Genomic DNA, 16,812 nt, shown 5'->3' on the forward strand with positions numbered 1-16,812 from the left:
TATTGCATTTTTTTAATACTCACGCATGTGCGTATACGGATTTTTCATCGAAAAATGCAAATTGTTGATAAAAAACCAAATGTTAAAAAAGTGAAAATTTAATTTTTTTATAAGGTTTTTTTGGCAATATTCGATGTTCCGTAGCAGGGCCAAAGTTTGTTTCGCTGGGGGTTGGAAATCAATATTTTACTTTTATCTATATGGAAAAAACTTGTACGAACGTTTGGAATAGCTGCCTTCAAATCATCAAAGACAACATCCCGGCCCAGAGTTTTAAAACCTGGTTTGAGCCGATTAAGGCTTTGAGAATGGAAGGAAGCGTATTAACCATACAGGTGCCAAGTTTATTCTTTTACGAGTGGCTTGAAGAGCACTATGTAGGGTTGCTGCGCAAAACAATTAAGAAACAATTGGGCGATGAAGGACGTTTGGAGTATAATATAGTTGTTGAGCAATCATCAACTAAACCCTACACAACTAATATGCCTTCAAACGGAAATGGCGCTGATTCAAAAAATCAGAGTATGCCGATACCTATTTCTATTAACAAGGATATTAAAAATCCATTTGTTATACCGGGTCTTAAAAAGTTGAACGTCGATCCTCAGCTTAACCGTAACTACACCTTCGAAAATTTTGTTGAAGGCGATTGTAACCGTTTGGCCCGTTCAGCCGGATACGCTGTTGCTGCCAAACCGGGTGGTACTTCATTTAACCCGCTGATGATTTATGGCGGCGTAGGTTTGGGCAAAACCCACCTGGCACAGGCTATCGGTAACGAAATTAAACGCACCCTGCCCGATAAACTGGTGCTGTACGTATCGTGCGAAAAATTTACACAGCAGTTTGTTGATGCCCTGAAGCATAATAACATTAATGATTTTGTTAACTTTTACCAGGCCATTGATGTGCTGATTATGGATGATGTGCACAACTTTGCCGGTAAAGAAAAAACCCAGGATTTCTTCTTCCATATCTTTAACCACCTGCATCAATCAGGCAAACAGCTGATCATTACATCAGATAAAGCACCTAAAGATCTGGCCGGTTTGGAAGAACGCTTGCTTTCGAGGTTTAAATGGGGCCTCTCTGCCGATTTGCAGATCCCTGATCTGGAAACCCGTATGGCTATCCTGAAAAACAAAATTTACCAGGACGGTATCGAGTTATCAAACGATGTGGTTGAATATGTAGCTCACAACATTGATAACAACGTACGTGAACTGGAAGGTGCCATGGTTTCATTGCTGGCACAATCAACCCTTAACCGTAAGGAGATCGACCTGAACCTGGCTAAACAAATGTTGAAAAACTTTGTGAAGAACTCATCTAAAGAGATTTCGATGGAGTATATCCAAAGCCTGGTATGCGAGTATTTTGAAGTGCCTATCGAAATGGTAAAATCACAAACCCGCAAACGCGAAATTGTGCAGGCCCGTCAAATTTCGATGTATCTGGCTAAGGCGCACACCAAAAGTTCACTTAAATCAATCGGTCACTTCTTTGGCGGCCGCGATCACTCTACGGTGATTTATGCCTGCCAAACTGTTGAGGATTTAATTGATACTGATAAGAAGTTTAAAGGCTATGTGGCCGATATTCAGAAAAAACTGAAGATGAGCTAATTGCTGCTCTGTGCTAAAATATGTAAAGGCCGGTTGTTTATAACAATCGGCCTTTTTTGTCTCTTGGGCTTTTTGATTAGATTTGATTGGATGATGATTTTGTCGTAAGATAATTTTATCTTACATTATTTAAAATCCCATGAAACCTAAAATCCTGATCCTGTTACTCCTTGTAGCAACGCTGCCATTTTTAACTTCTCTTAAATTCTCCGACTACGAAATCACTGCCTATTTTAAGGCAATAGAAACGCCGCGGGATGCATTTTCGCTAAATACCGATGATGAACTATCCGAAACTAAGTTGCTGCTTGTAAAACAACAACTGCCCGAGGGGAAATATGTAGTTAAAGTTACCAAAGTAGCTAAGGATCTGTACCGGATAGACGGGAAAAAGATAGATGGTAAAGAGATTTACATTCAAACCAAATATTGCTATGAATATGCCTACGGCAAAGAGGTGATTTTGAAAGTGGATGGAAATTATGGTTTTTCGAAAGGGAGGTTAATATTTTAGTTGATGAATATCGGGTACTGTAACAGGTACATTTTGGTTTTACGCTTCGTGCACATTAACAATTTGTGATTGGCACCTATTGGTATTCATGTATTTGATTTATATTTAGATATGAAAAAACTTATCGCTGCCGCCCTCATCCTGATCTCCTTAAAATCTTTCGCTCAACAAACCGAGCAGGATGCCATCAAACAAACCATCAATACCATGTTTACCGCCATGCGTAAAGGCGATAGCACCATGCTACGCTCAACCTTTGCCAAAGGGATAGCTTTTCATAGCGTAGCCAACAAAAAAGATGGCTCGACAGAATTAGAGATTGAAAACCCGGATGATTTTGTAAAAATGGTGGGTACCCCGCACAAAGGCGTTTATGACGAGCGGATAACTTTTGGTGATATCAAAATTGATGGTCCGCTGGCCAGTGTTTGGGCACCGTATAAGTTTTATTTAGATGATAAATACAGCCATTGCGGTGTAGATGTTTTTCAATTGATGAAAACTAAGGATGGCTGGAAGATAATTTACATTGTAGATACCCGGCGGAAAGATAATTGCCCGGAATAGTTAAAAAGCAATAGTTAACGCTGTTTGGCTGATAACCATCTTTCCACTTGCCGAATCAGATTGTGTTTCATATTTGCCATTAACCAGCAAATAGTGCAGCACTTCTTTGTTATCGGCATCGACTACAATATATTCTGCCACACCATTGCGCTCATAAAGCTCAAACTTTTTCTCCTTATCGTAATTCTTGTTTGAGGAAAGGATCTCGATCACCAAATCAGGCGAACCAAAAATCCCTTTTCTTTGAATAAGGTTTTTATGATCGTGTCTGATAAAAATAATATCTGGTTGCACCACGCTTTGTTCCGCGTCAAGATAAACATCGCAGGGTGCGATAAAAACCTCTCCTAAACCTGTATTTGTTATTGCGGATCTGAGTTGGTACGCAAGGTCGAATAAGATACGTTGATGATCGGTAGTAGGCGAGGGCGACACATAAAGCGCATTGTTTATCACCTCACATAAAGTGCCTTCTGGAAGCAGCTTGAATACTTCCATAGTTGTTTTGGGTATATACGGAATGTTTTTCATTGTATCGTGACTTTGATATTTTTGCAAAGTTGTCCCTTCAATGCGAAGAGTTACAGATACAACTCAAGTATCCCCGATTCCCCATCCCCAACAAATTGCTTAATCAAATCTTCTGATTTTAATAACAAACTGGCAATGGCCGCAGTATTGCTGTTACCTGTCCGCAGCCATATTATTTTGGGCGGAAAAGAATTTAAATTCTGTAGGTCCCAAAATTCCTCGTCGAGCGTTAAAATCAGGTATTGATTTACCCTTGCATATTGCCAGATCTTGAAATCTATTAAACGCTCGCGTTGTTTAACTTCATTTACTGGCAAAATTTTCCATGCCGGAAGCAGTTCTTTTAAACGCCATGAAATGTTTTCGTCGGCAATGAGGCGTATCATGCAACCTTTATTATTCGTTCTTTATTAGCTGCATAAGCCAGGCAAGCCAATATGTGTTTGTCTTTTAACTGGGGGAAATCTGCAATGATCTCTTTATGCGTTAAGCCGGAAGCAAGCAATTGCAATACATCATACACGCTGATACGCGTACCTTTAATTACCGGTTTACCAAACCTCACCTCAGGATCAACCTCGATAAATTTCTTAAAATCAACTTGCGACATATTCAAATTTACCCAAATAGTTTAATATATAATACAGATGCAGAAAGTATTACAATACGCCCAGCTTCATCATTCCATAAAATAACCCCGCACAGTGCATCGCTTGTTTTATCTCGTTATCAAACAATAGCTGCTTCACTTCGTCGATGGTATATTCTTCAACAACCAGCTCTTCAAGCTCATCCAGGTGCTGGCCCTGTACTTTTTTGCCGCCTTTGGTAAAGTAGGTAAATGTTTGATTATTGGCCGTTGATGGATTACCGTATACGGTACAGATCAGCTCAAACTCATCAAACTGGTACCCGGTTTCTTCCAGTAACTCGCGGCGGACGGCATGTACCGGATCTTCGCCGGCATCAATAACACCACCCGGAATTTCGAGCGAGATAATGCCTGCCGCATGGCGGTATTGCTTTACCATAAGTACCTTGTTATCCTCGGTTATGGCTACGGCGTTTACCCAGTTAGGATATTCGAGCACGTAATAATCTTCAACTATTTTACCGTTGGGCATTTCGCATTTATCGATGCGCAGGGTAGCCCATGGGCCTTTGTGTATGTATGATGATGAAAGTAGTTTCCAGATGAGCATAAACCGTTGATTTGTTTGATTACGCCGATTGCGTTGATTTTTGATCGTGAATTTTTTTGATTGCGCTAATTTGTTGAATTTTTATTGCTGAGCGACTATGATTTTGACCGCGCGGGAAAACTAATTTTCGATTGCATCAGCGTAATCAACGAAATCATTTCCAGTCGGAAAAAATCAACGGTTACCAACTGCCGCTTGAGCCGCCGCCGCCGCCGCTACCTCCGCCAAAGCCGCCGAAACCACCGCCACCTCCACTGTCGCCTCCGCCTGAGAAGCCGCCCCAGTCACCTCCTCCGCGACCGCTGTTGCCCAGCATATTACCGGCCATAAACCACCAGAAGGGGCTTGCACCGCCACGGCGACCAATAATTTGCCCGCCGCCGCCACCGCCGCGCCTGCGAAATATCACCATCAGTACAATTACAATAACTACCAGGAAAATAAAGCCCGATGCGCCGCCGCCATTGCCTTGCTTATGCGCTTTCTTTTCGGCCTTGTATTCCCCCTTCATGGCTTTCATGAGGTTGGTCGTACCGGCGTCGAGGCCGCCGTAGTAGTCGCCCTGCTTAAAGTGTGGCTTAAAATCGTTTTGAATTATTTGTTGGGTCAAAATATCCGGCACTGCACCTTCGGCACCATAGCCGGTTTGGATAGATACCTTTCTGTCGTTAATGGCAACCAGAACCAGGATGCCGTTGTTTTTATCTTTTTGGCCAATACCCCATTTGCGCAGTAATTGCTGGGCATAATCATTAATATCATAACTCCCTACCGATTTCAGGATCACTACCGCTATCTGTGTAGAGGTAGAATCATTATAAGCCACCAGTTTGCTTTCCAATTGTTGTTTATTGGCCGGGCTAAGCGTATTGGTATAATCGGTAACCAGGGTATTTGATCGTTCGGGGAAATCCTGGGCAAACGCCAGCATTGCGTATAGCAGCAGCCAAACAGAAAATATGATCTTTTTAAACATGTTTTTTAATTTTTAATCGCCGTCCATAAAGGCGATGTCATCAGGCAGTTCGTTCTGATCGCCATCCTGGTGCGGAAAATACTTTTGCAGCTGTGCGCCGGCTATATTTAGGCCGGTAATAATTCCTTCCACAATATCGCCGTATTTAAAATGTTTCAGCATTTCGTCGCGCGTACTGTCCCAAAAGTTATCGGGTACAACGGCGTTAATACCGGCATCGCCTATAATAGCAAACTTGCGATCAACGGTAGCCACGTATATCAATACACCATGCCTTAGCCGGGTTTTATGCATATTAAGCTGCTGGAAATATTTTGCGGCACGGTCAAGCACGTTTTCGCTGCACCGCTTTTCGATGCAAACCCTGATCTCGCCCGATGAGCGGTTTTCGGCCTGTTCAATGCCCTGGCGGATGCGTTGTTGTTCCTCTTCGTTAAATACAGCCATGTGATTAATTAGTGAATTGTTGAATTAGTGATTTAGTGAATCAAATACTTTAATTGGGGGAATGAATTAACTTATTACACAACTTTACAATTCACTAACTCACTCCCTCACTAATTCACTAATTAAATTCTACCTTAGGCGCTTTGTCCGAACCCGGTTCGGCGGTAAAGTAGCCTTTTGCCGAGAAACCGAACATTTTGGCTGTTAAATTGGCAGGGAACGAACGGATTTTGCTGTTATATTCCTGAACGGCATCGTTAAAATCTTTACGCGAAACGTTGATCCTGTTTTCGGTACCTTCCAGCTGAACCTGTAGATCACGGAAATTAGAGTTTGATTTCAGATCGGGATAATTTTCGGTTATGGAAATCAGTTTTCCCAGGGCTGCCGAAAGCTCGCCTTGTGAGGCCTGGAATGCTTTAATTGATTCGGGGGTAAGTTTGGCCGGGTCAACCTGTACTGATGTTGCTTTTGCGCGGGCTTCAACCACAGCGGTCAAGGTGCTTTTTTCAAAATTGGCGGCACCTTTTACAGTATTTACCAGGTTGGGAATCAAATCGCTGCGACGCTGATAATCGCTTTGTACCGCACCCCATTTGGCTTTTACAGTTTCATCAAGCTTTACCATGCTATTGTAGCTGCACGAACTTAATGACATGGCTGCTACTATTACTAATATTGCTGAAAATAGCTTTTTCATTTGTTTTTCTTTGTTTTTGTGATGTTTTCGGGATTAGAGTGCAAATTACATACCGTTGTTACAAACGGACGGTTTAGATGACAACGTGTCAAGGTACGGAATTTTGGGAACATTTAGAGATTAGAGGTTGGAGATTAGAGATTAGTTTGTTGGCGGGTTTAACACAACCCGCTATAAAAGCAGAAAGCCCCATGCGGGGCTATAGCTTGTAAATGATCAGAAAAATCCCGGATGGGTAAGACTGGTTTATCCTGCCAGGCAATGCTCTTCGCGGATGGTGAGTTTGGCTACCATATCTTTTAACAAGGTGCGGGCACGGTGCAGGGTGGTGCGTGATAGTAGCTCGCTCATACCTAATGATGAGCCGATTTCCTGGTGTGAATAGCCTTCAATAGCGTACATATTAAATACCGACCGATAGGTTTTTGGTAGTTTTTGTACCAGTTTCATCAAATCTTTAGCTTCAAGGCCGTTATCGTTGTAGGCTTTGCTTACAGGCATGGCAGCGGCTTCTTCGCCTGCAAAATCATCAACCAAAACCATCGGTTTTAATTTGCGGTAGCGCGATATGGCGCAATGTACCATAATGCGGCGGATCCAGCCTTCCAGGCTGCCTTCGCCGCGGTAATTGTTCATATTGCGGAACATTTTAATAAAACCTTCCTGTAATATATCCTGTGCTTCGTCTTTATCGGTGGCGTAGCGCATGCAAACAGCCAGCATGCGTGGGGCTAATAACCTATATAATTGTTCCTGGCTCTTCCTGTCGTTTTGCAGGCATCCATCCCATATTGTGTGTAAGCGTTCGTCGGCGGTATTCATGTTTTTAATTATTTAAATACATGAAGGGCATGCCAATCTCAGTGCCATTTTGTAAGGTCTTGATTTTTAGGTAGATATTTTTTACGCGCTTTTAAAACTGTTCGATACCGTACGGTGATTGTGCAATGCCGGACGGTTTTTGGCTATCAAGCGGTCATATCATTTATTGATTTTGGAGACGTTTCCCGCGGCAAACACGAAGCCATGTTAAGCACTTATTGTAATTGAGCGTAAGGGGAAATGTACCATGTTGTAAAGACTTGTTTTTTAAAAGTCTTCCCCTTCAGGGGGAGATTTAGAGGGGGATTTATAACTTTGTACCATCCGGGATAAAAACCCGGCCATCGTTATGACAAAGGAAACAGAAATAGTTTGCCCTCCCGAACAGCACAATGATGAAGCCACTTTAAAGCAACTGGCAGCATCGGCTTTAAATATCCCCCTTAAAAATATAAACGCGCTTAAAATATTAAAGCGTTCGATAGATGCCCGCGGCCGCAAAGTACTGTACCGCATGCAGGTACGCGTTTTTGTGCAGGAGGAGTTAAAGCCCGAAGTATTTACGGTTAATTATCCTAATGTACAATTTGGCCGCCCTGTAATTATAGTAGGCGCGGGCCCGGCCGGATTATTCGCCGCCTTGCAATGTGTTGAACTTGGTTTAAAGCCGGTTGTTATTGAGCGCGGAAAAGATGTAAAGCAACGTCGCCGCGATCTGGCAAATATAAACAAGCAAGGTTTGGTTAACCCCGAATCAAACTATTGTTTTGGCGAGGGTGGGGCCGGTACTTACTCTGATGGTAAGCTGTACACCCGGTCAACCAAGCGCGGCGATGTTAACCAGGTACTTAAAATGTTTGTGGCTCACGGCGCCGACGAGGATATACTGGTTGATGCACGCCCCCACATAGGCACCAATAAACTGCCGCAAATTATTACCGCCATGCGCGAAACCGTGCTGAACGCCGGCGGAGAGATACTGTTTGATACCAAAGTAACCGAACTGCTGGTTGAGTTTGGAAAAATAAAAGGTGTAAAAACTGCATCGGGCGAAAAGATGACTGCCGATGCGGTGATCCTTGCTACAGGCCACTCGGCACGCGATGTGTTTGAAATGCTGCACCGGCAAAATATCCTGATAGAAGCCAAGCCATTTGCCTTAGGCGTACGGATTGAGCATCCGCAGGAAATTATCGACAGGGCGCAGTACCATTGCGATGTACGCGGGCCGTACCTGCCTCCATCGTACTATAGTTTGGTTGAACAGGTTGATGACCGCGGAGTTTTCTCTTTCTGTATGTGCCCTGGCGGTATTATAGCCCCCTGTGCTACCGAGCCCGACGAGATTGTGGTAAACGGCTGGAGCCCATCAAAACGAAATAACCCTTATGCCAATTCGGGTACCGTAGTGCAGATTAACCTTGAAGATATCCCCGGCAGCGATACCGATCCCTTTAAAATGCTTAATTTTCAAAAGGAAATAGAAAGAGCTGCATTTGTAGCAGGCGGCGGCAATTTAGTAGCCCCGGCGCAGCGAATGGTTGATTTTGTACAGAACAGGTTATCAAATGATTTACCGGCAAACTCGTACCTGCCCGGCACCAAAAGCATCGAACTAAAAAACGTGTTGCCGCAACGAGTTAATGAGCGCCTGCGCAAGGCCTTGCCGGTATTTGGTAAAAAGATGAAAGGATATTATACCAACGAGGCTATTTTAGTTGGAGTAGAATCGCGCACTTCATCGCCCGTAAAAATTCCGCGCGACAGGGAGACTTTGCAGCATCCGCAGGTTGCCGGTTTGTTTCCTTGCGGTGAGGGGGCGGGCTATGCAGGGGGGATTATATCGGCCGCCATTGATGGCATTAATTGTGTATTAGCAGCAAAAAAAATATTATCATGACCAGATCCGAAAAATTATACACGCAATTGCAGGATGTTTTGAGCGGCGAACCATGGTACGGAGATTCGGTTTATAGTATTGTGGATGGCATAAGTTTTGAAGCGGCTTACGAAAAACCGGCTGGCTCGATTCACAACATCGCCGGCATTATCCTGCACATGACTGGCTGGACCGAAGAGGTAATGGACCGCATGAATGGCATGAACGCCCAGCTACCTGTACGCGGCGACTGGCCCGAACCCGGCTTGCCCGACGAACAAAAATGGAAATGGATTGTTGAAGATTTAAAACTGGTTAACGTAAACCTGGCCGGCTTTATCCAGAATTTCCCGGAAGAAAGATGGGATGAAGCGGTAGCCGGTAAATCTGGCCAGGGCGAAACTTATGAACGTGAGGTGAGCGGCTTGATACAACACCATATTTATCATTCGGCTCAGATTGCTTTATTAAACAGGATGATTAATGGCTGATAAAAAAACACTGATATTAGGTGCTACACCCGATACCAGCCGGTACGCAAACTTTGCTGCACATAAACTGGTAGGGCAGGGGCACACCATTGTAAACGTGGGTATTAAAACCGGCGAGGTTGCGGGTGTACCTATCGAAAAACCTGAAACTATTCATCATGATATTGATACCATAACGCTGTATGTTGGCCCTCAAAATCAACCGCCGCTTTATGATTATATTTTGAACACGCATCCCAAACGGATCATTTTTAATCCGGGTACTGAAAATACCGAATTGAAGCGTAAAGCCAATGAGCAGGGAATTGAAACAGAGTACGCTTGTACGTTGGTGATGCTATCAGTAGGGGAATATTGAAATTGAAGTCGAAAGTCTTTAGTTTTAAACTCTTTGGACTTCCGACTTAAGACCTAAAATTTATTCATCCTCTCCGCTATTAAACGCCTGCATATCAATCAGCTTTTTATAAAGCCCGTTATTTTGCAGTAGTTCTACGTGCGATCCGCGCTCAACAACCCTTCCGTTTTCAAGCACAATAATAATATCGGCATTTTGAATAGTGCTCAGGCGGTGAGCTATAATCAGCGAAGTGCGGTTTTTCATCAGGTTATTCAACGCATCCTGCACCAGTTTTTCCGATTCGGTGTCAAGCGCCGATGTTGCTTCATCCAGCAGCATAATTGGTGGGTTGTTCAGCACCGCGCGGGCAATACAGATGCGCTGGCGCTGGCCGCCAGATAGTTTGGTACCGCGATCGCCGGTATTGGTTTGGTAGCCGTTAGGCGTTTCCATAATAAAATTATGGGCGTTGGCTATGCGTGCCGCGGCTTCAACTTCGGCCTGGCTTACGCCTGTTTTACCAAAGGCTATGTTGTTAAAAATGGTATCGTTAAACAGGATCGATTCCTGGTTTACTATGCCCATTAATGATCGCAGCGAATCGGAGGTAACATCTTTAATATCATGCCCATCTATCGAAATCACGCCCTGCTGCGGTTCGATAAACCTTGGCAACAGATCCATAAAGGTTGATTTGCCCCCGCCCGAGGGGCCAACCAGGGCTACGGTTTTACCCTTAGGGATCTCCAGGTTAAGATCATGCAATACGTACTTTTCTATTAAAGGCAAAGGTTTATCAGGATCTGTATCGTCCTTAGCATCGGGTTTGATAACATAAGCAAACGATACGTGTTCAAATTTGATCTTATCCTCAAATCCTTTAAGTTGGGTAGCATTGGGTTTATCAACAATTTGCGGTTTCTCGTCAATAAGGCTCAACACCCTTTCGCCGGCGGCAATACCCGAGTGAATGTTACTGAACGAATCAGAAATGGCCTTGGCCGGGCGCATTACCTGCGAGAACAGGGCGATATAACCCACAAAGGCCGCAGCGGTTAATGAACTTTGATGACTTAAAATGAGCGAACCGCCATATAGTACAATACAGGCTACCATCAGTACCCCCATAAACTCGGATACGGGGGATGCCAGTTGCTGGCGGCGAGCCATGCTTTTGGTGATGTTTGAATAGTTTACGTTTTCATCATCAAACCGTTTTTTGATAAAGCCGGTTGCGTTGAAAGCTTTAACTATTTTAACGCCCGATAAGGCTTCATCCAGGTAACTGATCATGTTGCTGTATGATTTTTGCGAAGCGATGGCCTGTTCCTTCAGTTTCTTCACTATCCTGGATATAATAAAGGCCGAAACCGGTATTACCAACATCGAAAACAAGGTAAGTTTATAGGAGATCCAAAACAGCGTTGCCAGGTAGGCTATCAATTGCAGCGGCTCTTTAAACACAACTTGTAATGTTCCGGTAACCGAAAATTGCACCACCTGTACATCGGCAGAGATTTTGGCAATGATATCGCCTTTGCGCTCGTTGCTAAAGTAGCCTGTGTGCAGGTCCATTACATTATTGAATACCGTTTTGCGTAAGTTTAGCAGGGTATGGATCCGCAGGTTTTCCATTATCCGTTGTGCCAGGTACCTGAAGATATTGCTAAGCAATACCGAGGTTACTATAATAAGGCACACAAACTTTAATGCCCCGTTTTGCCCGTAATTGTGGTTGGCCAACATGGCATAATAATCAAAATTGGCTTTTAAATCTAACCAATGCTCGGGCTTCACCAGTTTAACGGCAGCTTGCTTTTCATCAAATAAAGTTGAAAGCAGCGGGGCAAGCAAGGCGAGGTTAAGCGTACTGAATATTACGGTAAATATGGTGCAAATGGCGTACGGAACTGCAAATTTGCCCAGCGGGCGTGCAAATGAAAGTAGCCTGAAATAGATCTTCATTAATTAATTTTAAAAGGTGCAAAGCTAATGGTAATTAGCCAATTGTGCAGGGTTAATAAATTACAGCTCCCTACAGGCTGTGTTTTATAATAAAACCGGCTAATACACAACAGGTATTAACGGTGGTTGGGCTTTTTATATTTTGCGGCTTTGCCGTATTTCTTTCCATCGCCTGGTTATCAGCTTGCGCCACATTTTAAAACCGTGATACCTGAAAACCAGTTTTAGCCTGTCTTTTTCAAAGCGTTCATCTTTAATTACTGATGATATGCCGGTATGGTTATAATTGGCGATAGTCAGATCTTGATAACAAAACTCAAGGCTTTTATCTGCCCAGCATCTAATGTTCAATGCATAATCTGCGGCTATTGGGTAGGTAGTGTCATACCGGTATTTTTTGAATACCCATGCCGGGTAAATCATGGCCTGCTGGCAAATATTGTGCATGGTATGGGTAAGTGCGTTGGTAGGGCCGCCATTTTTTTCGTTTTGTACCAACACGTTACCGTAGTAAATACAATTGGTGTTATCAAGTTGCGCTGCCATGGCCGAAAACTCGGGCAGCAGCTCATCATCGGCACCAATAAAGTATATCCAATCGGTTTTAACATGGTTAAGCGCCTTGTTCATGGCATGGTAAATACCTTTATCCGGCTCAGTTTTCCAAAATGTAATGCGGTTGCTGTTTGCCTTCAATATATCAATTGTTCCATCAACACTGGCACCATCCATTACTATGATCTGCAGCTTCGGATAGGTTTGCCGGTAAATACTGTCGAGGCAGGCCTGCAGGGTATCTGCTGCATTATAGGTTACGATGATTACCGATATTGATTTGTCGTTTTCTTTAGCATTGCTCATGCTTCGTTCTGCCTCTTATTAATTATTGTTTTTCAGTTTAAACCTGATCTCTTCGGATGTTTTAATAACCCGCCTGAATACCCGTGTATCAAAAAGCCAGTTTCTGAGCTTAGAACCTGATATATAAAACCGCTTTATAGTAGTGTTAACATATCTGCCGCGCATAAAATGGGTGTATCTGGTTTTTGCCTGCGCCAGTATCTCAAAATATGATTGATTTACATTGCCTTCGCTTTTATGCACCAGCAAAAAGTCTATCACCCAGGCGCTGTATCCCAATAATTCGGCCACCATGCACAGGTCGAAACCATATAAATGATAACCGCTTAAATCGCCGGAGAGGGCCAGGTTTGCACCGTTTTTTACCAGCATAAAGTTTTCGTCAATACAACCAACTTTTTGCGGCACGGTTCCCTGTATATCGATAACACCGTTTGGGTAGGCAATTTTTATGGCCATACGCTTGTACAGGCGGGTAGCTCCGCCGGCATTGCCAAGTACTCCCCAGTTTGGGTCGCGGGCATCCATTTCGGCAAGCTGTTTATCAAGGGCCTGGATATTGCTTTGCCCTTCAATCAGCAAGATATCCTGGTGGCATAAAATAATGTATTCGCCCTGGGCCTTTTGCAGCAACGAGTTGATGCCCTGGTACGCATCCATTTGGTTAACTGCACTGTTATCAACTATTAAATACTCGCAAATATCGGGGGTAAAGCCCCCTTTAATAAAAGTATCAAGCATTTCCAGGTATTCCTGCTTGCGGGTTACCAGCGTACATATCGAGTACCGGTAAGGGTATTTGGTTTTTTCAACCTGTTTTATAAACGCAGGAAGTTGGGTCATTTTGTCTGTATGTTTAAAACCTCGTCGAGCTTGGTTTTGATATTGTTTTTTACGGTGACGAATGGAACGTAACGCCCTTTTTTTATCGCATCCTGTTTAAAAGTGGCTTTGTATGTGCGCATAACTTTTAACTTTTGCAGGTAAAGCCTGTAAGCGGTTACATAGTAAGCCTTGCCTGCAAGCAATTTAAAAGGCAGCGATAAAAACGTAATTACGCGCCAAAGATACAAAGTGCTACTATCGAGGTGGAAATAATGCAGCAGCAGCCGGTTGCGGGTACTGATGGTTTTGATCCTTTTTTTTGAGCTGTGCGATTTGATGGTGGATGATACCGCGTGTGTACAAACAGCTCCCGGTTCATAGTAACATCTCCATCCGTTTTCCCAGGCCCTTAACGATAGGTCGAGATCTTCGTGGTAGAAAGGTGAAAAGATTTCGTTAAAGCCTCCCAGTTCGTTCAGTTTCTCCCTGCTTACTAATGCATTTGCTCCGCTTAAATAATAGGAATAGGCCTCAATGCCCGGGTTAATAGCTATGTTTTTAAAATGGTTAATTTTAAAAGCCGACGGCAGAGGATATTTGCACGATTCGGCAACCTTACCGGTAGCCTCATCGATAATTTTACCCATTACACCAAAAGTATCGGGCTGCTCAAAATATTTTATTTGCGATTCGAAGTAATCGTCATTCAGTTTGATATCGCTGTTAAGGAGCAGTACCAGATCATGCTTTGCTGCCGCTATGCCTTTATTTATATTGACAGAAAACCCACCATTGGTGCTGTTACTGATTAGTACAACATCAGGATAGTTTGCTTTGATAAAGGCCACGCTATCATCGGTAGAGGCATCATCGCTTATAATAACCTCATAGGTAAGCCGGCTATGTTTTAACGCAGCATAAACCGATGGCAGGTTTTTAGCTAATAGCACAGCGCCATTATAATTAGGTATTACTACAGATATCGACTTATTACTGTTGATATTATGCATTAATAACAAATTTATTATTATACCACATATCAATTTTTTGCATCACCATTCGCGTTGTAATACCATCAAGATTGCCGCCGTCGCTTTCAAGATATCCCGCCTTTTTACCCAGCGGAGCCCAACGCCCCGGATGAATTGGCCTTACCGACGGGAATAATCCCAGGGTATTAATGCCTGCTGCGGCGGCCACATGAAGCGGACCGGTACCCGAAGCCAATAATCCATCGGCATGAAAAATAAAAGCGATAAACTCATGCAACTGCATTTTGCCGGTCATATCAACTACGGTTGGTGGTAGTGTTTTGATCCATCCGGCCAGCAGGGCTTTTTCCTTATCCGATCCGGTGATGATGACATTATATTTTTCGGAAGGTAATTCATTGATAAGCTTTGCAAAATTATCCAAGCCCCACTCCATACCGCTGCCGTGTGATTTTGGATGGATGATCAGATTAAATTTATCTGCCAAAAGGTTGTTTGCGAGGGATTCGGGCAGTGGGGTTTTACATTCAAAATGATAGTGATCAATTACCTCGGGCAGGCTTTGAGCCTCCGTTAATCCAAACGGGCGCAGCAGGATGAGGTTGAGCTGAGCCTCATGCAGATCTGATTTTTTGCGGCTCAGTTTTACCAGCCTGTTGCAGGTGTGCCAGTGAAATAACCGGTTAGTAGTGCCGATGCGCAGCTTTATACCGGCCTGGCGCATAATAGCAGCCACATGTTTATTGGGGAAAACATGAATAACCGCATCGATATTTTTGCGTTTTAAAAAGGCCGCCTGCTCATCGGCGGGCAGGTTTTTCAGTTCGTCGTAATTAATGAATTCATCAACCGCCGTACAGGTTTCAATTACCGGTTTGGTATAGGTGCGGCCTAAAAAGGAAACGCTTACGCCCGGGAGCAGCTGTTTTAAGTAAGCCGCCATGGGCAGCGTAAGCACAACATCGCCAATGGCATCAACCCTGCTTATCAGTACATGCTTTATAGTAGTATGATCAATTTGCCGCATTATGCCTTGCCGTTACATTTGTATAAAACTGCAAAATAAAGATATATTAATTGATGTATTGATAATTTTTATTGATTTGCATTAAAAGCATTCGAGGTGGCAACACATTTAAACAATTACGCGGCTATTAATAGCGGTAACCCCCGGTTGCTTGCCCGTGCATTAACCCTTGTTGAAAATGGACTTGCCGGCAGTGAAGAATTGCTCAAAAGCCTTGAATTTAACCAAAATTGCCCGGTTATTGGTATTACCGGCCCTCCCGGTGCGGGTAAAAGTACACTGGTTAATGCGCTTATCAACGAGTTTTTAGCCGATGGAAAAAAGGTAGCCGTACTGGCTATCGACCCTACCTCTCCGTTTAATTTCGGCTCGTTACTGGGCGACAGGATCAGGATGTCGCAGCATTTTAACCACCCGGATGTTTTTATCCGCTCTGTAGCTACACGCGGGTCATTAGGCGGTATTTCGTCAAAAACTATCGAAATGGCGGACGTGCTGCGGGCTGCCGGGTTTGATTATGTGCTGATTGAAACCGTGGGCGTTGGGCAAAGTGAGGTTGAAATAGCCGGCCTTGCAGATATTACGATAGTGGTTTTGGTGCCGGAGGCAGGCGACGAGATTCAGCATATCAAATCGGGGTTGATGGAGATTGCCGATATTTTTGTCATCAATAAAGCCGACCGTCCCGGAGCCGATGCCTTTGCCAACAATCTGCAAAAAATGATGGGGGATAAAGGCAACGGGCAGCCGCCGGTTTTAAAAACCATAGCCGAACAAAATAAGGGAGTACATGAGCTTGTAACCTCAATAAACGAGCCGGTGTTAACAGAAAATAACCGGCGCAATTTGCTTATGACCGAAAAAGCATACAGACTTATCCAGCAAAAAATGATGAAAAGTATCGACAAAAAAAAGCTTCAGCAGGATATTGCCGAAGCTTTGTATAGTAGAAATTTTAACCTGTATAGTTTTGTAGATACTTATGTATAGTTAATTGATTAGCTTAATGTAAATAAATGGAAAAACTTAACCATTTTGTTCATATAAG

20 protein-coding genes are annotated in these 16,812 nt (G+C 43.5%); 7 read left to right on the forward strand and 13 right to left on the reverse strand.

Translation table 11 applies throughout. The annotated features are described in order from the left end of the window. Nucleotides 1–200 precede the first annotated feature (200 nt). From dnaA to HYN43_RS00015, 3 genes are all read left to right on the forward strand, one after another. Entirely contained in the window at nt 201–1,625 is a 1,425-nt protein-coding gene (dnaA, locus tag HYN43_RS00005) for a chromosomal replication initiator protein DnaA (RefSeq protein WP_109606380.1), read from the forward strand. Between the two features lie 139 nt (nt 1,626–1,764). Beyond that, nucleotides 1,765–2,139 (forward strand): hypothetical protein, encoded by a 375-nt coding sequence (locus tag HYN43_RS00010; protein WP_119407496.1) that lies wholly within the window; start codon nt 1,765–1,767, stop codon nt 2,137–2,139. 111 nt (nt 2,140–2,250) lie between these two features. Then, complete coding sequence (locus HYN43_RS00015) at nt 2,251–2,706, forward strand: nuclear transport factor 2 family protein (RefSeq protein WP_119409195.1); 456 nt, start codon at nt 2,251–2,253, stop codon at nt 2,704–2,706. On the opposite strand, the gene HYN43_RS00020 is transcribed toward HYN43_RS00015, so the two are convergent. The 8 genes from HYN43_RS00020 to HYN43_RS00055 form a co-directional block, all read right to left on the reverse strand. Next, nucleotides 2,707–3,237, reverse strand: a complete 531-nt coding sequence (locus HYN43_RS00020; RefSeq protein WP_119407497.1) for a Uma2 family endonuclease — start codon at nt 3,235–3,237, stop codon at nt 2,707–2,709. A 50-nt stretch (nt 3,238–3,287) separates the two neighbouring features. After that, entirely contained in the window at nt 3,288–3,623 is a 336-nt protein-coding gene (locus HYN43_RS00025) for a DUF5615 family PIN-like protein (protein WP_119407498.1), read from the reverse strand. Then, nucleotides 3,620–3,847 carry a DUF433 domain-containing protein gene (locus HYN43_RS00030; protein ID WP_119407499.1) on the reverse strand — a complete coding sequence of 76 codons (228 nt, stop codon included), beginning with the start codon at nt 3,845–3,847 and terminating at the stop codon, nt 3,620–3,622. The genes HYN43_RS00025 and HYN43_RS00030 overlap by 4 nt, the downstream gene beginning before the upstream one ends. A gap of 49 nt (nt 3,848–3,896) precedes the next feature. After that, a complete protein-coding gene (locus HYN43_RS00035; protein ID WP_119407500.1) occupies nt 3,897–4,439 on the reverse strand; it encodes an NUDIX hydrolase in 543 nt (180 codons plus the stop codon). Between the two features lie 181 nt (nt 4,440–4,620). Beyond that, nucleotides 4,621–5,415, reverse strand: coding sequence for a TPM domain-containing protein (locus HYN43_RS00040; protein WP_119407501.1), 795 nt, complete (start codon nt 5,413–5,415; stop codon nt 4,621–4,623). Between the two features lie 12 nt (nt 5,416–5,427). Then, a complete protein-coding gene (locus HYN43_RS00045; protein WP_119407502.1) occupies nt 5,428–5,862 on the reverse strand; it encodes a TPM domain-containing protein in 435 nt (144 codons plus the stop codon). Nucleotides 5,863–5,980: 118 nt separating this feature from the next. Beyond that, nucleotides 5,981–6,562: a LemA family protein gene (locus HYN43_RS00050; protein ID WP_119407503.1), complete on the reverse strand. Its 582-nt coding sequence runs from the start codon at nt 6,560–6,562 to the stop codon at nt 5,981–5,983. Between the two features lie 246 nt (nt 6,563–6,808). Then, on the reverse strand, nt 6,809–7,384 hold the full coding sequence (locus HYN43_RS00055) for an RNA polymerase sigma factor (RefSeq protein WP_119407504.1): 576 nt from the start codon (nt 7,382–7,384) through the stop codon (nt 6,809–6,811). 349 nt (nt 7,385–7,733) lie between these two features. On the opposite strand from HYN43_RS00055, the gene HYN43_RS00060 reads away from it, so the two are divergent. Genes HYN43_RS00060 through HYN43_RS00070 form a run of 3 tightly spaced genes read left to right on the forward strand, consistent with a single transcriptional unit; the run spans nt 7,734 to nt 10,112 of the window. Next, a complete protein-coding gene (locus HYN43_RS00060) occupies nt 7,734–9,284 on the forward strand; it encodes an NAD(P)/FAD-dependent oxidoreductase (RefSeq protein ID WP_119407505.1) in 1,551 nt (516 codons plus the stop codon). Further along, nucleotides 9,281–9,754 carry a DinB family protein gene (locus tag HYN43_RS00065; protein WP_119407506.1) on the forward strand — a complete coding sequence of 158 codons (474 nt, stop codon included), beginning with the start codon at nt 9,281–9,283 and terminating at the stop codon, nt 9,752–9,754. Before HYN43_RS00060 ends, HYN43_RS00065 begins: the two co-directional genes overlap by 4 nt. Continuing rightward, nucleotides 9,747–10,112, forward strand: coding sequence for a CoA-binding protein (locus tag HYN43_RS00070; RefSeq protein WP_119407507.1), 366 nt, complete (start codon nt 9,747–9,749; stop codon nt 10,110–10,112). The genes HYN43_RS00065 and HYN43_RS00070 overlap by 8 nt, the downstream gene beginning before the upstream one ends. A gap of 60 nt (nt 10,113–10,172) precedes the next feature. On the opposite strand, the gene HYN43_RS00075 is transcribed toward HYN43_RS00070, so the two are convergent. The 5 genes from HYN43_RS00075 to HYN43_RS00095 form a co-directional block, all read right to left on the reverse strand. Further along, on the reverse strand, nt 10,173–12,059 hold the full coding sequence (locus HYN43_RS00075) for an ABC transporter ATP-binding protein (protein ID WP_119407508.1): 1,887 nt from the start codon (nt 12,057–12,059) through the stop codon (nt 10,173–10,175). Between the two features lie 135 nt (nt 12,060–12,194). Further along, on the reverse strand, nt 12,195–12,920 hold the full coding sequence (locus tag HYN43_RS00080) for a glycosyltransferase family 2 protein (protein WP_119407509.1): 726 nt from the start codon (nt 12,918–12,920) through the stop codon (nt 12,195–12,197). An 18-nt stretch (nt 12,921–12,938) separates the two neighbouring features. Further along, nucleotides 12,939–13,763, reverse strand: coding sequence for a hypothetical protein (locus tag HYN43_RS00085; protein ID WP_119407510.1), 825 nt, complete (start codon nt 13,761–13,763; stop codon nt 12,939–12,941). Continuing rightward, a complete protein-coding gene (locus HYN43_RS00090; RefSeq protein ID WP_119407511.1) occupies nt 13,760–14,755 on the reverse strand; it encodes a glycosyltransferase family 2 protein in 996 nt (331 codons plus the stop codon). Before HYN43_RS00090 ends, HYN43_RS00085 begins: the two co-directional genes overlap by 4 nt. Further along, nucleotides 14,748–15,764, reverse strand: a complete 1,017-nt coding sequence (locus tag HYN43_RS00095; RefSeq protein WP_119407512.1) for a glycosyltransferase family 9 protein — start codon at nt 15,762–15,764, stop codon at nt 14,748–14,750. Before HYN43_RS00095 ends, HYN43_RS00090 begins: the two co-directional genes overlap by 8 nt. 96 nt (nt 15,765–15,860) lie before the next feature. On the opposite strand from HYN43_RS00095, the gene meaB reads away from it, so the two are divergent. Further along, nucleotides 15,861–16,754: a methylmalonyl Co-A mutase-associated GTPase MeaB gene (gene meaB, locus HYN43_RS00100; RefSeq protein ID WP_119407513.1), complete on the forward strand. Its 894-nt coding sequence runs from the start codon at nt 15,861–15,863 to the stop codon at nt 16,752–16,754. The last annotated feature ends 58 nt before the right edge of the window (nt 16,755–16,812 follow it).

Source organism: Mucilaginibacter celer (assembly GCF_003576455.2).
Classification (GTDB): Bacteria; Bacteroidota; Bacteroidia; order Sphingobacteriales; family Sphingobacteriaceae; genus Mucilaginibacter; species Mucilaginibacter celer.